This is a genomic window from Streptomyces solincola, assembly GCF_002982015.1.
Classification (GTDB): domain Bacteria; phylum Actinomycetota; class Actinomycetes; order Streptomycetales; family Streptomycetaceae; genus Streptomyces; species Streptomyces solincola.
The window spans coordinates 12,898-27,331 of the sequence record NZ_PVLV01000206.1 but is presented as its reverse complement, the minus strand read 5'-3'; the positions used below and the strand labels follow the sequence as shown (position 1 = coordinate 27,331).

Here is a 14,434-nt window from a genome sequence, read left to right as displayed (position 1 = left end):
CCGCGCCACACGGGCGGGGAGCCTGGGGCGGGTCAGGCGCGGGCGGGGCCGCCGATCTGGATGCCGGCCATCCGGCTCCACTCGTAGGGGCCGGTCTCCACCTTGGCGGCGAGGTCGCCGTCGAAGGTGTCGTGCAGGGTGAGGCCGGCCTTCTCGGCGGCCTCGCGGGCGATGTCGTGGCTGGGTGCGACCAGGTCGCCCCAGCTTCCGTCCTCGCCGACGAGCACGATCCGGGTGCCGGCCTGGCCGAGGTGGGCGAGCTGCCCCTCGGCGCCGCCGTGCCTGCCGGAGAACGCCTGGATGTGCTTGGCCAGCTTGGCGGCCTTGCGGGCCTCGCCGCGCTTCCCGGCGCCGTGCTCAGCGCTGTCCTTCTCCTGGGTGTCTGCCATGCGTTCGATGCTACTTGCGGGTAGATCGACATGCGACGGGCGGGCCGCGTGGTGTCGGCCACGCGGCCCGCCCGTCGTACGCGGAGCGGGTCTAGCGGAGGAAGGGGTCCACCGCGACGGCCACGAAGAGCAGCGAGACATAGGTGATGGACCAGTGGAAGAGGCGCATCTCCTTGAGCTTGCCGCCCGTCTCGCCGGCCTTGGCGCGGTTGAGCAGGGCGTGCGCCTCCCAGAGCCACCAGCCGCCGGCGGCCAGTGCGACGGCGGTGTAGAACCAGCCGGTGTAGCCGAGCGGGGTCAGCAGCAGGGAGACGGCCACCATCACCCAGCTGTAGAGGACGATCTGCTTGGCGACGACCTTGTTGGAGGCGATGACCGGCAGCATCGGCACGCCGACCCGGGCGTAGTCCTCCTTGACCTTCATGGACAGCGGCCAGTAGTGCGGCGGCGTCCAGAAGAACATCACCAGGAAGAGGATGACCGCGGCCCAGGACACCGAGTTCGTCACCGAGGACCAGCCGATGAGGACCGGCAGGCAGCCGGCGATGCCGCCCCAGACGATGTTCTGCGAGGTGCGCCGCTTGAGGATCATCGTGTAGACGACGACGTAGAAGAGGAGCGCGCCGAGCGCGAGCCAGGCGGACAGCCAGTTGACCAGCAGGCCCAGCCAGAGGGTGGAGACCACGGCCAGGACGAGGCCGAAGACCAGGCCCTCGCGGGGCGAGACCATGCCGGTGACCAGCGGCCGCTGGGAGGTGCGGTCCATCAGCGCGTCGATGTCGCGGTCGATGTACATGTTGAGCGCGTTGGCGCCGCCCGCGGAGAGGTACCCGCCGAGGCAGGTGTTCACCACCAGCCACAGATCGGGGACGCCCTGCTGGGCAAGGAACATCACCGGAACGGTGGTGATCAGCAGCAGCTCGATGATCCGCGGCTTCGTCAGCGCCACGAAGGCCTTGACGCGGGCCCCGAATGGCCGCTTGCCGGTGCTCGCGTCGGCGAGCACACCCGCCGGACGGGATTCGACGGCCGTCACGCACACCCCTGACAGAGACATCCCAGCGAGCCTCCCCCGGATGTGAGGACCGGGTAAGGCTCGCGCGTACCACGCCACTCTAGACGTTGCCCATACCTCGCCCTTCGCGGGGGTGGGTCGTGTTGGGCGGGCGGCGCAACGGCCCGCCGGGCCGGACGGCGCACCCGCCCGTGGTCACTGTGCGTAGTCATCGCCGGGACGGGCGGACGGTCCGGCAGGGGTGCCCGGACCTGACACACGGATGCCTGGCAGGGGCCGGAAGGCACCTTTCAAAGGGCGGCTCCGGCGCTCGGATGAGCGATCGGATGAGCGGCCTCGTATTCATGTGCCGAGCGCCCGTCGGACCGGTCGGGAGGCGGAGGACGACCGATCCCGGCAGTCTGGAAACACTCGAAAAAACGCACGTCCCGGCGGGGGTAGGCTCGGCTACGGCCGGTGGGATCTCCGTCACCGGCATTCGACATGTGGAGAGGAGCCCTGACCCAGGGTGAGCATCAAGCCGACCACCACAGACCTCCAGTGGACCGAGTTGGACCAGCGGGCCGTCGACACCGCCCGCGTGCTGGCCGCGGACGCCGTACAGAAGGTCGGCAACGGCCATCCCGGTACGGCGATGAGCCTGGCCCCGGCCGCGTACACCCTCTTCCAGAAGGTGATGCGGCACGATCCGGCGGACGCCGACTGGACCGGACGCGACCGGTTCGTGCTGTCCGCGGGCCACTCGTCCCTGACCCTCTACATCCAGCTCTACCTGGCCGGCTTCGGCCTGGAGCTGGACGACCTGAAGGCGTTCCGCACCTGGGGCTCCAAGACCCCGGGCCACCCGGAGTACGGCCACACGGTCGGCGTCGAGACCACCACCGGGCCGCTGGGCCAGGGCGTGGCCAACGCGGTCGGCATGGCGATGGCGGCCCGCTACGAGCGCGGCCTGTTCGACCCGCAGGCCGCTCCGGGCGCGTCCCCGTTCGACCACTTCGTCTACGTCGTCGCCGGTGACGGCTGCCTTCAGGAGGGCATCTCCGCCGAGGCGTCCTCGATGGCCGGGCACCAGAAGCTGGGCAACCTGGTCCTGCTGTGGGACGACAACCACATCTCGATCGAGGGCGACACCGAGACGGCCGTCTCCGAGGACACCGTCAAGCGGTACGAGGCCTACGGCTGGCACGTGCAGCGGGTGGAGCCGAAGGAGAACGGCGACCTGGACCCGGCCGCGCTGTACGCGGCGATCCAGGCGGCCAAGGCGGAGACCGAGCGGCCCTCGTTCATCGCCATGCGCTCGATCATCGCCTGGCCCGCGCCGAACGCGCAGAACACCGAGGCCGCGCACGGCTCGGCGCTCGGCGACGAGGAGGTCGCGGCCACCAAGCGGGTGCTGGGCTTCGACCCGGAGAAGTCCTTCGACGTCTCCGACGAGGTCCTGAAGCACACCCGCGGCGCCCTGGAGCGCGGCAAGGACGAGCGCGCCGAGTGGGAGAAGGGCTTCGCCGACTGGCGCTCCGCCAACCCCGAGCGGGCCGCGGAGTTCGACCGGATCGCGGCGGGCGAGCTGCCGGCGGGCTGGGAGCAGAAGCTCCCCGTCTTCGAGCCGGGCAAGGCCGTCGCCACCCGCGCCGCCTCCGGCAAGGTGCTCCAGGCGCTCGGCGGGGTCATCCCCGAGCTGTGGGGCGGTTCGGCCGACCTGGCCGGCTCCAACAACACCACCATCGACAAGACCTCGTCCTTCCTGCCGGCGGGCAACCCGCTGCCGGAGGCCGACCCGTACGGCCGCACGATCCACTTCGGCATCCGCGAGCACTCCATGGCCGCGGAGATGAACGGCATCGCGCTGCACGGCAACACCCGGATCTACGGCGGCACCTTCCTGGTGTTCTCCGACTACATGCGCAACGCGGTGCGGCTGTCCGCGCTGATGCACCTGCCGGTGACGTACGTGTGGACGCACGACTCCATCGGCCTGGGCGAGGACGGCCCCACCCACCAGCCGGTGGAGCACCTCGCCTCGCTGCGCGCCATCCCCGGGCTGAACGTGGTCCGCCCGGCCGACGCCAACGAGACCGCCATCGCCTGGCGCGAGATCCTGCGCCGCTGGACCAAGGAGTTCGGCGTGGGCGCCCCGCACGGTCTGGCGCTCACCCGCCAGGGCGTGCCGACCTACGAGCCCCACGAGGACACCGCCCGCGGCGGGTACGTCCTCTTCGAGGCCGAGGGCGGTCAGCCGCAGGTCGTGCTGATCGGCACCGGCTCCGAGGTGCAGCTCGCCGTCGAGGCGCGCGAGGCGCTCCAGGCCGAGGGCGTGCCCACCCGGGTCGTGTCCATGCCGTGCGTGGAGTGGTTCGAGCAGCAGGACCAGGGGTACCGGGAGTCCGTGCTGCCCCCGTCGGTCAAGGCGCGGGTCGCCGTCGAGGCCGGCATCGGGCTGACCTGGCACCAGTACGTCGGAGACGCCGGCCGGATCGTGTCGCTGGAGCACTTCGGCGCCTCGGCCGACGCCAAGGTCCTCTTCCGCGAGTTCGGCTTCACCCCGGAGGCGGTCGCCGCCGCCGCCCGGGAATCGCTCGAAGCCGCCGGCCGCTGACGCCCGTAGACAACGACTAGGAGATGCAACTTTCATGACAGACGCACTCAAGCGCCTCTCCGACGAAGGCGTCGCGATCTGGCTGGACGACCTGTCCCGCAAGCGGATCACCTCCGGCAACCTGGCGGAGCTGATCGACCAGCAGCACGTCGTGGGCGTCACCACCAACCCGTCGATCTTCCAGAAGGCGATCTCCCAGGGCGACGGCTACGACCAGCAGCTCTCCGACCTCGCGGCCCGCGAGGTGACGGTCGAGGAAGCCATCCGCATGATCACCACGGCGGACGTCCGGGACGCCGCCGACGTGCTGCGCCCGGTGTTCGACGCCACCGGCGGCCAGGACGGCCGGGTGTCCATCGAGGTCGACCCGCGCCTGGCGCACCACACCAAGGCGACGGTGGCCGAGGCCAAGCAGCTCGCCTGGCTGGTGGACCGGCCCAACACCTTCATCAAGATCCCGGCCACCGAGGCGGGCCTGCCGGCCATCACCGAGGTGATCGGCCTCGGGATCAGCGTCAACGTCACGCTGATCTTCTCGCTGGAGCGCTACCGCAAGGTGATGGACGCCTACCTGGCCGGCCTGGAGAAGGCCAAGGAGCGCGGCCTGGACCTCTCGCTGATCCGCTCGGTGGCGTCGTTCTTCGTCTCCCGGGTGGACACCGAGATCGACAAGCGGCTGGACGCCCTCGGCACCGACGAGGCCAAGGCCGCCCGCGGCAAGGCCGCCGTCGCCAACGCGCGCCTGGCCTACGAGGCGTACGAGGAGGTCTTCAGCGGCGAGCGCTGGGCGGCGCTGGAGAAGGCCGGCGCCCACCCGCAGCGTCCGCTGTGGGCCTCCACCGGTGTGAAGGACCCGCAGTACAAGGACACCCTGTACGTGGACGACCTGGTCGCGCCCGGCACGGTCAACACCATGCCGGAGGCCACCCTGGAGGCGGTCGGCGACCACGGCGAGATCACCGGCGACACCGTCGCCGGCACCTACGAGCAGGCCCGCGCCGACATCGCCGCGGTCGAGAAGCTCGGGATCTCCATCGCCGAGGTGGTCCAGCTCCTGGAGGACGAGGGCGTCGAGAAGTTCGAGTCCTCCTGGAACGATCTGCTCAAGTCCACCGAGGCGGAGCTCAAGCGCCTGGGCGGCGAGTCTTCCCCGGAGGCGTGAGTTGTCGAGCAGCAATCCGCTGCGTGACGCACAGGACCGGCGGCTCCCGCGCATCGCGGGGCCGTCGGGCCTGGTCATCTTCGGCGTCACCGGTGACCTGTCCCGCAAGAAGCTGATGCCGGCCGTCTACGACCTGGCCAACCGCGGCCTGCTGCCGCCGGGCTTCTCGCTGATCGGCTTCGCCCGCCGCGAGTGGGAGGACGAGGACTTCGCCGACGAGGTGTACCAGGCGGTCAAGGAGCACGCCCGCACCCCGTTCCGCGACGAGGTCTGGCAGCAGCTCAGCCAGGGCATGCGCTTCGTCCAGGGCGACTTCGACGACGACGAGGCGTTCGAGACCCTGAAGAAGACCATGCAGGAGCTGGACGCGGCCCAGGGCACGGGAGGCAACTTCGCCTTCTACCTGTCGGTGCCGCCGAAGTTCTTCCCGCTGGTGGTCCAGCAGCTGAAGAGGCACGGTCTGGCCGACCAGAAGAACGGCGCCTGGCGCCGCGCGGTCATCGAGAAGCCGTTCGGACACGACCTGACCTCCGCCAAGGAGCTCAACGAGATCGTGCACGAGGTCTTCGCGCCCGACCAGGTCTTCCGCATCGACCACTACCTGGGCAAGGAGACCGTCCAGAACATCCTGGCGCTGCGGTTCGCCAACACCCTCTTCGAGCCGGTGTGGAACCGCAGCTACGTCGACCACGTGCAGATCACGATGGCCGAGGACATCGGGATCGGCGGCCGGGCCGGCTACTACGACGGCATCGGCGCGGCCCGCGACGTCATCCAGAACCACCTGCTGCAACTGCTGGCGCTGACCGCCATGGAGGAGCCGGCCGCCTTCGACGCCAACGCGCTCGCGGCCGAGAAGACCAAGGTGCTCGGCGCGGTGAAGCTGCCCAAAGACCTGGGCAAGTCCACCGTGCGCGGCCAGTACGCGGCCGGCTGGCAGGGCGGCGCCCGGGCCGTCGGCTACCTGGAGGAGGAGGGGATCAACCCCGCGTCCACCACCGACACCTACGCCGCGATCAAGCTGGAGATCGACAACCGCCGCTGGGCGGGCGTCCCCTTCTACCTGCGCACCGGCAAGCGGCTGGGCCGCCGGGTGACCGAGATCGCGGTGGTCTTCCAGCGCGCCCCGCACTCCCCGTTCGACCAGACCGCCACCGAGGAGCTGGGGCAGAACGCCCTGGTCATCCGCGTGCAGCCGGACGAGGGCGTGACCCTGCGGTTCGGCTCCAAGGTGCCCGGCACCTCGCTGGAGGTACGGGACGTGTCGATGGACTTCGCGTACGGCGAGTCGTTCACCGAGTCCAGCCCCGAGGCGTACGAGCGGCTCATCCTCGACGTCCTGCTCGGCGACGCCAACCTCTTCCCGCGCACCGAGGAGGTCGAGCTGTCCTGGAAGATCCTCGACCCGATCGAGCAGTTCTGGGACAAGCACGGCAAGCCCGCGCAGTACGAGTCCGGGACCTGGGGTCCGGTCGAGGCGGACGACATGCTCGCACGAGACGGACGGAGCTGGCGCCGGCCATGAAGACCGACCTGACGGACACCACGTCCAGCAAGATCAACAAGGCGCTGGTGCTGGGCCGCCGTGCCATCGGCACCCCCGCCGTCGGCATGGTGCTCACCCTGGTCATCGTCACCGACGAGGAGAACGCCTACGACGCCCTGAAGGCGGCCAACGAGGCGTCGCGCGAGCACCCCTCGCGCACCCTGGTCGTCATCAAGCGACACTCGCGCTCGCCGCGGGACCGGGCCAAGCCGCGGCTGGACGCCGAGGTGCGCCTGGGCGCGGACGCCTCCACCGGCGAGACGGTGGTGCTCCGGCTGTACGGCGAGGTCATCGAGCACGCCCAGTCGGTGGTGCTGCCGCTGCTGCTCCCGGACGCCCCCGTGGTGGTCTGGTGGCCGGTGGGCGGCCCGTCCGACCCGGCCGCCGACCCGCTGGGCGCGCTCGCCCAGCGGCGGGTGACCGACACCTACGCCGCGGAGGACCCGGTCGGCGAGCTGAAGGCGCACGCCTCGGCGTACCACCCGGGCGACACCGACCTGTCCTGGACCAGGATCACGCCGTGGCGCTCCATGCTGGCGGCCGCCCTGGACCAGGTGGCGTGCGAGGTGGACGCCGCCGAGGTGGAGGGCGAGGAGTTCAACCCGAGCGTGGAGCTGCTGGCCATGTGGCTGGCGGACCGGCTGAAGGTGAAGGTGAAGCGCTCGACCTCCTCCGGGCCCGGACTGACCGCGGTGCGGCTGTCCACCGACTGCGGGCCGATCGTGCTCGACCGTCCGGACGGCTCGCTGGCCACCCTGCGCATCGAGGGCCAGCCGGACCGCGCGGTGGCGCTCAAGCGCCGGGAGACCTCCGAGCTGATCGCCGAGGAGCTGCGCCGGCTCGACCCGGACGACACCTACGCCTCGGCGCTGAAGTACGGGGTGCACCGGCTGGGCGAGCGGGACGGCGCGGCCGCCGAGGGGGTGCGCGGCGAGCCGGAGGCGGTGGAGACCGACGGGTCGGCCGACGCCCCGGCGGCACCGAAGGCCGCCGAGACCAAGGCCCCGGCCAAGAAGGCCGCGGCCAAGCGGGCGGCGTCCAAGTGAGCGCCCCGCAGCTCGTGGTCCACCGGGACAAGGAGCTGATGGCCGAGGCCGCGGCCGCCCGGCTGATCACGAGGATCGTGGACGCCCAGTCCGCCCGCGGCTCCGCCTCGGTGGTGCTGACCGGCGGCCGCAACGGCAACGGCCTGCTGGCCGCGCTCGGGGCCGCTCCGGCCCGGGACGCCGTCGACTGGTCGCGGCTCGACCTGTGGTGGGGCGACGAGCGGTTCCTGCCCGAGGGCGACGCCGACCGCAACGACACCCAGGCCCGCGAGGCGCTGCTCGGCAGCGTCCCGCTGGACCCGGCCCGGGTGCACACCATGCCGGTCTCCGGCGGCGCGGACGGCGGCTACGGTGACGACGCGGACGCGGCGGCCGCCGCCTACGCGGCCGAGCTGGCGGCGGCGGCCCGCCCGGAGGACCACGGCCCGGTGCCGTCGTTCGACGTGCTGCTGCTGGGCGTCGGCCCGGACACCCATGTGGCCTCGCTCTTCCCGGAGCTGCCGGGGGTGCGGGAGACCGAGCGCACGGTGGTCGCCGTGCACGGCGCGCCCAAGCCGCCGCCGACCCGGATCTCGCTGACCCTCCCGGCGATCCGGGCGGCCCGCGAGGTGTGGCTGCTGGCGGCCGGTGAGGACAAGGCGCAGGCCGCCGCGGTGGCGCTGTCCGGCGCGGGCGAGGTGCAGGCGCCCGCCGCCGGGGCACGGGGCCGCGCCCGGACCCTGTGGCTGCTGGACGAGGCCGCCGCCGCGAAGCTGCCGAAGGACCTCTACCCGCCGTACTGACGGACGGGTCGTCCCGGGGCCCGGCCCACCGCTTCGGCGGAGGCCGGGCCCCGGTGTCGTCCGGCCTCCTCACGCCCCGCCGGCCGGGGGACGGTCGGCGGCGGGCTCGCGTGTCAGGAACGGCTCCAGCAGGCCGGGGACGGCCTCGGCGGCGAAGGTCAGGGCCTCGGCCTGGTCGGCGTCGCGCACGTCGTAGCCGCCGGCGCCGGCGGCGGTCGTCGCGGTGAGGGTGACCAGGCCGGCGCGGCGCTGGAAGAGGGACTGGCGGACCGTCCAGCCGATGACGCCGCCGCGTTGCAGGGCGACGGTGCTGCGCCGTAAGACGCCGGACCGGGTGACCAGGTAGTCGCCGGCGAGACCGTGGCCGAGGGAGCGGTACGCCTCCCGGGCGAGCAGGGCGGCGGCCGGGAGCCCCACCGCCGCCACGGCCACCGCCAGCGGGGTGAACGGCGGGCCGAGGAGGCAGGCCAGGGCGGTCAGGGCGGCGACCGGGAGCGCCGCCGCACCGGTGGCCCAGCGCAGCCGACGGCCCAGGGCGGCTTTCGGGTGCCGGGTCAGGGGGGCGGCCGTGGGCGAGGAGGCGGCGCGGAGCACCCGGGCGGCCACCGTGTCGGCGAGGGCCCGGGGCGCGGCCGGCAGCAGGGTGGTGAGGTCGGCGCTGCGGGCGCTGTCGTCGGTGGCCAGTCCGGTGGCCACCGCGTCGATCCGGGCGGCCCCGCCGATGCGGGCGCCGAGCGGTTCGACCAGGTCGACCCCGCGCAGCCGGCGCTCCTCGATGGTGAGCGAGCGGGTGGTGAGCAGTCCGCGCCGCACCCGCAGGGTGCCGCCGGGCTCGCGCACCAGGCGGTAGGCCCACCACAGCTCGGCCCAGACGCCGATCGATCCGATCGCCCCGGCGAACAGGGCGAGGGCGGCGATGACAGTTACGGCCCGGGCGGCGCCGGCGCCCTGGAAGCGGTCGCCGACCCAGTCGATGAGCGCGCCCTGCGCGCCGAACCACTCGCTGGCCTGGAGCGGGCCGCCCGCGGCGCCGACGGCCAGCAGCGGGGTGACGAAGGAGAGGGGGGCGTACCGCGCCCAGCGCAGGTCGAGCCGGGCCAGTTCGCCGTCGCGGCCGGCCTGCGGGCCGCCGGGTGGCGCGGGGCGGTCCAGCAGCAGCCTGCGCAGCCGCTCGCCCTCGGCCCGGCTGACCGGGTGCAGCCGCAGGGTGGACTCGCCGCCGTCGGAGTGCTCGCCCGTCCCGATGCGGACCTTCACCAGGCCGAAGACCCGCAGCAGCGGCGGGGCGGTGAGGTCGACGGTGCGGATGCGCTCGCGGGCCAGCGAGCGGCGTCTGAGCAGCAGCAGCCCGGTGTGCAGTTCGGCGCGCTCCGGGCCGACGCGGTAGCGGGTGCGGGTCCACCGCAGGTACTCCACCGCCGCCCCGCCGGCCGCGAGCAGCAGCACGCCGGCGGACAGCAGCAGCAGCGCCCACGCGGGCACGTCGCCGAGCCCTTCGGTGAACGGGTCCGCCCCGGTGGCGCCGATCAGCGCGGGCGCCCCCGCGCCGACGCCGAGACCGCCCATGGCGAGGGCGGCGACCGCCATGGCGCGCCGGTCGATCCGCCGCCATGGCTCCTGGTCGCCGGGCGGCGCGGTCATGTCGCGTCGCCGGGGGTCTGGTGGGTGATCCGGGTGAGCCGCTCGGCCAGTGCGGCGGCCACCTCCTGGTCCAGGCCCTCGATGCGCAGGGCGCCGCGGGAGGAGGCGGTGGTCACCGTCACCGTGGCGAGCCGGAAGAGCTGCTCCAGCGGTCCGCGCACGGTGTCCACGGTCTGGATGCGGGACATCGGGGCGATCCGCCACTCCTGCCAGACGGCCCCGGTGCGCAGGTGGACCGCCTCAGCGGTGACCTCCCAGCGGTGCACCCGGTACCACCAGGCCGGCAGCACCGCGGCGCAGACCAGGCCCGCGAGGGCCACCGCCCCGGCGGACGCCAGCAGCCACCACCGGGCCGGCTCGACGAACGCCCCGAGCAGGCCCAGGAGCGCGGCCGGCGCGGCCGTCAGCAGCAGCAGGGTGGCGCGCCACCAGCCGACGGCCCGCTCGTTCACCCGGTTGGCCGGCGGGCGCAGCCGGACCGCGCCCTGTCCCTCCCCCATCGCCCCTCCCCCGTCCACGGTCGGTCAGCGCCCGCGCAGCGTCCGGTAGACGTCGGCCAGGGCGGCGGTGGAGCCGTCGAGCTGCTCCCCGCCGGCGCCCTCGGTCAGCACCGGCTCGATCCGCTTGGCGAGGACCTTGCCCAGCTCGACGCCCCACTGGTCGAAGGAGTCGATGTCCCACACCGCGCCTTGGACGAACACCTTGTGCTCGTAGAGGGCGATCAACTGGCCGAGCACGGCGGGGGTCAGCTCGCCGGCCAGGATGGTGGTGGTGGGGTGGTCGCCGCGGAAGGTCTTGTGCGGCACCAGCTCCTCGGGGACGCCCTCGGCCCGCACCTCCTCGGCGGTCTTGCCGAAGGCGAGCGCCTGGGTCTGGGCGAAGAAGTTGGCCATCAGCAGGTCGTGCTGGGCGACCAGGCCGGGGAGCAGGCCGGGCACCGGGCGGGCGAAGCCGATGAAGTCGGCCGGGATGAGCTTGGTGCCCTGGTGGATGAGCTGGTAGTAGGCGTGCTGCCCGTTGGTGCCGGGGGTGCCCCAGACGACCGGGCCGGTCTGCCAGTCGACCGGGCGGCCCTCGCGGTCCACCGACTTGCCGTTGGACTCCATGTCGAGCTGCTGGAGGTAGGCGGTGAACTTGGACAGGTAGTGGCTGTAGGGCAGCACCGCGTGCGACTGGGCGTCGAAGAACGCGCCGTACCAGATGCCGAGCAGGCCGAGCAGCAGCGGGGCGTTCTCCTCGGGCGGGGCGGTGCGGAAGTGCTCGTCGACGAGGTGGAAGCCGTCGAGCATCTCGCGGAAGCGCTGCGGGCCGATGGCGATCATCAGGGAGAGCCCGATGGCGGAGTCGTAGGAGTACCGGCCGCCGACCCAGTCCCAGAACTCGAACATGTTGGCGGTGTCGATGCCGAAGTCCTTGACCTTCTCCTCGTTGGTGGAGAGGGCGACGAAGTGCTTGGCGACGGCCTCCTGACCGGCCTTCAGCTCGGTCAGCAGCCAGTCGCGGGCGCTGGTGGCGTTGGTGATCGTCTCGATGGTGGTGAACGTCTTCGAGGCGACGACGAACAGCGTCTCGGCCGGGTCCAGGCCGCGGACCGCCTCGTGCAGATCGGCCCCGTCCACGTTGGAGACGAAACGGAGCGTCAGGTCCCGGTCGGTGTAGGCGCGCAGCGCCTCGTAGGCCATGGCCGGGCCGAGGTCGGAGCCGCCGATGCCGATGTTGACGACGTTGCGGATGCGCTTGCCGGTGTGGCCGGTCCACTCCCCCGACCTGACGCGGTCGGAGAAGGCGGCCATCTTGTCCAGCACCGCGTGCACGGCGGGGACGACGTTCTCGCCGTCGACCTCGACGACCGCGTCCCGGGGGGCGCGCAGCGCGGTGTGCAGCACGGCGCGGTCCTCGGTGGTGTTGATCTTCTCGCCGCGGAACATGGCGTCCCGCAGCTCCGCGACGCCGGTCGCCCGGGCCAGCTCCCGCAGCAGCGCCAGCGTCTCGTCGGTGACCAGGTGCTTGGAGTAGTCGAGGTAGAGGTCGCCGACGCGCAGGGTGTAGCGGGTGCCGCGCTGCGGGTCGTCCGCGAACAGGTCCCGCAGGTGCGTCCCGGCGAACTGCTCCCGGTGCGTGCCGAGGGCGGCCCACTCGGGCCTCCGGTTGAGCCTGGCCGTGGTGTTCATGGTGGTCATCAGCCCGTTCTCCTCATACCTGCCTGAGTGCCCCGCTTGCTTCTCCAACCTAATTGATCTGCCCGGCCAGTGAGACGGTGGCGAGCCCGAACAGACCGGCCGCCAGCAGCGCCGGGGCGTTGGGGGCCCAGGTGGCGGCGGCCCCGCCGAGGAGCGCGCCGAGCGGGGCGCCGGCGACGGCCAGGGTGCGGAAGGCGGCGCTGGTGCGGCCGAGCGTCGCGGCCGGGGTGCGCTCCTGGAGGAGGGTGGTCTGCTGGACGTTCCACACCATGCCCATCAGCCCGAACACGGCCAGCGCGGGCAGCAGCGCCCACAGCTCGCGGACGGCGCCCAGGGCCAGCAGCGCCGCCGTCTGGACGGCGCCGGCCAGGAGCACCGCGCGTATCCTGCCGGTCCGTTCGGCCAGCTTCCGGGCGACCAGTCCGCCGGCGACGGCGCCCGTGGCGTAGGCGGTGAGGGCGGCCGCGTAGCCTCCGCTGCCGGCCCCGAGCCAGTCGGTGACGTGCAGGACGAGGGTGGCGATGAGCGCGCCGACGGCGACGTTGGTCAGTGTGGTGGCCGCGCAGACCCGGCGCAGCACCCCGTCCCGCCACAGGGTGCGCAGCCCCTCGGCGGTCTCGGCGCGCAGGGTGGAGCCGGCGGGCCGGGGCGGCCGGTCGACCGCCGCCGGCCGCAGCGAGGCGATGAGCAGGGCCGCCAGGAGGTAGGTCGCCGCGTCCACCGCGTACGGCAGTGCCGGGCCCCACAGCAGCAGCACCGGCACCAGGGGCGCGGCCAGGATGCCGCCGGCCATCTGCTGACCGGTCATCAGCCGGGCGTTGGCGCTGGCGAGCGCCTCGGCGGGGACGACGGCCGGCAGCAGGGCGCTCGCCGCGTTGTCGAAGAGGGTGCCGAGGCTGGTGAGGGCGAAGGCGAGCACCAGCAGCAGCGCGATGGAGGCGTGGCCGAGGGCGACGACGAGCGCGAAGCCGGCCACCAGCGCGCCCCGCGCCAGGTCCACCGTCCACATCGCCCGCCGCTGGTCGACCCGGTCGGCGACCGCCCCGCCGAGCAGGCCGAACAGCAGCCAGGGCAGGAAGCCGCAGGCGGTGACGGCGGCGACGAGCAGCGGGTCGTCGGTGAGGGTGACGGCGAGCAGCGGCAGCGCCGCCGTACGCAGGGAGTCCCCGACGCGGGACACCACGGCGGCGGCCCACAGCCGCCCGAAGCCGCCGCGCCAGCCCGCGGCGGCGCTCACCGGGGGCGCGTCCCGGCCCGCCGTGGTCCCGGCCGCCGCGGTCCCGCCGGCCTTGACCCCGCCCACCGTCTCCGTCCCGCTCACGAGCCCCCCTCGTCGTCGAGGTCGTCGAACCTCCGCCCCCGCTGGTGACCGGGTGTCTTCGACGGTAGGGCCTCCCACTGACAACACCCCCATGCGGGACGGCGGCTGGCCCGGCCGGTGGCGTCCACCGGCCGGGCCAGCCGCCGTCAGGAAGGGGTGCCGTCGCGATCAGGTCCGCTCGGACCGGCTCAGATCTCGCCCCGGAGCTTGGCCAGCGCCTCGGCGAGGATAGCCTCGCCGTCCGCGTCGCTGCGCCGCTCCCGTACGTAGGCCAGGTGCGTCTTGTAGGGCTCGGTGCGCGGCGGGTCCGGCGGGTTGTCCCGGTCCTGGCCGGCCGGGAACCCGCAGCGCGGGCAGTCCCAGGTGTCGGGGACCTGCGCGTCGCTGGCGAAGCTCGGCTGTGTCTCGTGCCCGTTCGAGCACCAGAAGGAGATGCGCAGGCGCGGCGCGGACTCGCCCCGCTCGGCCTCCCCCATCGGCCCCGCGCCGACCCGGCTTCCCCGGATCGCGTTGCCACTTGCCACGGTTGTCACTCCCTGCGTGATGGTGCTCGAAGATGCCCCAGTCTACGAAAGGCCCAACGCGCGTCCAGTGAGAGGAGTTACCCACTTGTCCCGGAGCGGAACCGCCGCCGGGGGGCGTGCGGTGCGGCCGTTGGCCGGATCCGTACGCCCGGCGACGCCCCCGGCCGGCCGGAAACGGAACCGCCCCCGCGGCCGGCGCGAAGCCGGTGCGGGGGCGGTGTGAGGCCGCTGC

Annotated in this window: 12 protein-coding genes; 5 read left to right on the top strand and 7 right to left on the bottom strand. The window is 73.3% G+C overall.

What is annotated here, in order from left to right; translation table 11 throughout:
- Window positions 1-32: 32 nt before the first annotated feature.
- Window positions 33-389 carry a hypothetical protein gene (locus C6N75_RS15045; RefSeq protein ID WP_105869407.1) on the bottom strand — a complete coding sequence of 119 codons (357 nt, stop codon included), beginning with the start codon at window positions 387-389 and terminating at the stop codon, window positions 33-35.
- Between the two features lie 91 nt (window positions 390-480).
- Window positions 481-1,446, bottom strand: coding sequence for a heme o synthase (locus tag C6N75_RS15040; protein ID WP_105869406.1), 966 nt, complete (start codon window positions 1,444-1,446; stop codon window positions 481-483).
- Between the two features lie 466 nt (window positions 1,447-1,912).
- On the opposite strand from C6N75_RS15040, the gene tkt reads away from it, so the two are divergent.
- From tkt to pgl, 5 genes are read left to right on the top strand one after another with little or no spacing between them, the layout of a single operon-like run.
- Window positions 1,913-4,000 (top strand): transketolase, encoded by a 2,088-nt coding sequence (gene tkt, locus C6N75_RS15035; protein ID WP_105869405.1) that lies wholly within the window; start codon window positions 1,913-1,915, stop codon window positions 3,998-4,000.
- Between the two features lie 34 nt (window positions 4,001-4,034).
- A complete protein-coding gene (tal, locus tag C6N75_RS15030) occupies window positions 4,035-5,162 on the top strand; it encodes a transaldolase (protein WP_105869404.1) in 1,128 nt (375 codons plus the stop codon).
- Window position 5,163: 1 nt separating this feature from the next.
- Window positions 5,164-6,687, top strand: a complete 1,524-nt coding sequence (gene zwf, locus C6N75_RS15025) for a glucose-6-phosphate dehydrogenase (protein ID WP_105869403.1) — start codon at window positions 5,164-5,166, stop codon at window positions 6,685-6,687.
- Window positions 6,684-7,754 (top strand): glucose-6-phosphate dehydrogenase assembly protein OpcA, encoded by a 1,071-nt coding sequence (opcA, locus tag C6N75_RS15020; protein WP_105869402.1) that lies wholly within the window; start codon window positions 6,684-6,686, stop codon window positions 7,752-7,754. The genes zwf and opcA overlap by 4 nt, the downstream gene beginning before the upstream one ends.
- The gene (gene pgl, locus C6N75_RS15015) at window positions 7,751-8,536 is read left to right on the top strand and encodes a 6-phosphogluconolactonase (protein WP_105869401.1); all 786 of its coding nucleotides are present in this window, start codon (window positions 7,751-7,753) and stop codon (window positions 8,534-8,536) included. The genes opcA and pgl overlap by 4 nt, the downstream gene beginning before the upstream one ends.
- Before the next feature lie 69 nt (window positions 8,537-8,605).
- Here pgl and C6N75_RS15010 read toward each other — a convergent pair whose 3' ends face one another.
- The 5 genes from C6N75_RS15010 to C6N75_RS14990 form a co-directional block, all read right to left on the bottom strand.
- Window positions 8,606-10,177 (bottom strand): PH domain-containing protein, encoded by a 1,572-nt coding sequence (locus C6N75_RS15010; RefSeq protein WP_105869400.1) that lies wholly within the window; start codon window positions 10,175-10,177, stop codon window positions 8,606-8,608.
- On the bottom strand, window positions 10,174-10,677 hold the full coding sequence (locus C6N75_RS15005) for a PH domain-containing protein (RefSeq protein ID WP_105869399.1): 504 nt from the start codon (window positions 10,675-10,677) through the stop codon (window positions 10,174-10,176). Before C6N75_RS15005 ends, C6N75_RS15010 begins: the two co-directional genes overlap by 4 nt.
- 24 nt (window positions 10,678-10,701) lie before the next feature.
- Complete coding sequence (gene pgi, locus C6N75_RS15000; protein WP_407703222.1) at window positions 10,702-12,357, bottom strand: glucose-6-phosphate isomerase; 1,656 nt, start codon at window positions 12,355-12,357, stop codon at window positions 10,702-10,704.
- A gap of 49 nt (window positions 12,358-12,406) precedes the next feature.
- Complete coding sequence (locus C6N75_RS14995) at window positions 12,407-13,594, bottom strand: MFS transporter (protein WP_258177423.1); 1,188 nt, start codon at window positions 13,592-13,594, stop codon at window positions 12,407-12,409.
- Between the two features lie 272 nt (window positions 13,595-13,866).
- Entirely contained in the window at window positions 13,867-14,202 is a 336-nt protein-coding gene (locus C6N75_RS14990; protein WP_003957010.1) for an RNA polymerase-binding protein RbpA, read from the bottom strand.
- Between the last annotated feature and the right edge of the window lie 232 nt (window positions 14,203-14,434).

Excerpts from the sequence above, each read along its gene's own strand:
- C6N75_RS15045 (WP_105869407.1), bottom strand. The coding sequence starts at position 389 with ATGGCAGACACCCAGGAGAAGGACAGCGCTGAGCACGGCGCCGGGAAG.
- C6N75_RS15040 (WP_105869406.1), bottom strand. The coding sequence starts at position 1,446 with ATGTCTCTGTCAGGGGTGTGCGTGACGGCCGTCGAATCCCGTCCGGCG.
- tal (WP_105869404.1), top strand. The coding sequence starts at position 4,035 with ATGACAGACGCACTCAAGCGCCTCTCCGACGAAGGCGTCGCGATCTGG.
- opcA (WP_105869402.1), top strand. The coding sequence starts at position 6,684 with ATGAAGACCGACCTGACGGACACCACGTCCAGCAAGATCAACAAGGCG.
- C6N75_RS15010 (WP_105869400.1), bottom strand. The coding sequence starts at position 10,177 with ATGACCGCGCCGCCCGGCGACCAGGAGCCATGGCGGCGGATCGACCGG.
- C6N75_RS15005 (WP_105869399.1), bottom strand. The coding sequence starts at position 10,677 with ATGGGGGAGGGACAGGGCGCGGTCCGGCTGCGCCCGCCGGCCAACCGG.
- pgi (WP_407703222.1), bottom strand. The coding sequence starts at position 12,357 with ATGACCACCATGAACACCACGGCCAGGCTCAACCGGAGGCCCGAGTGG.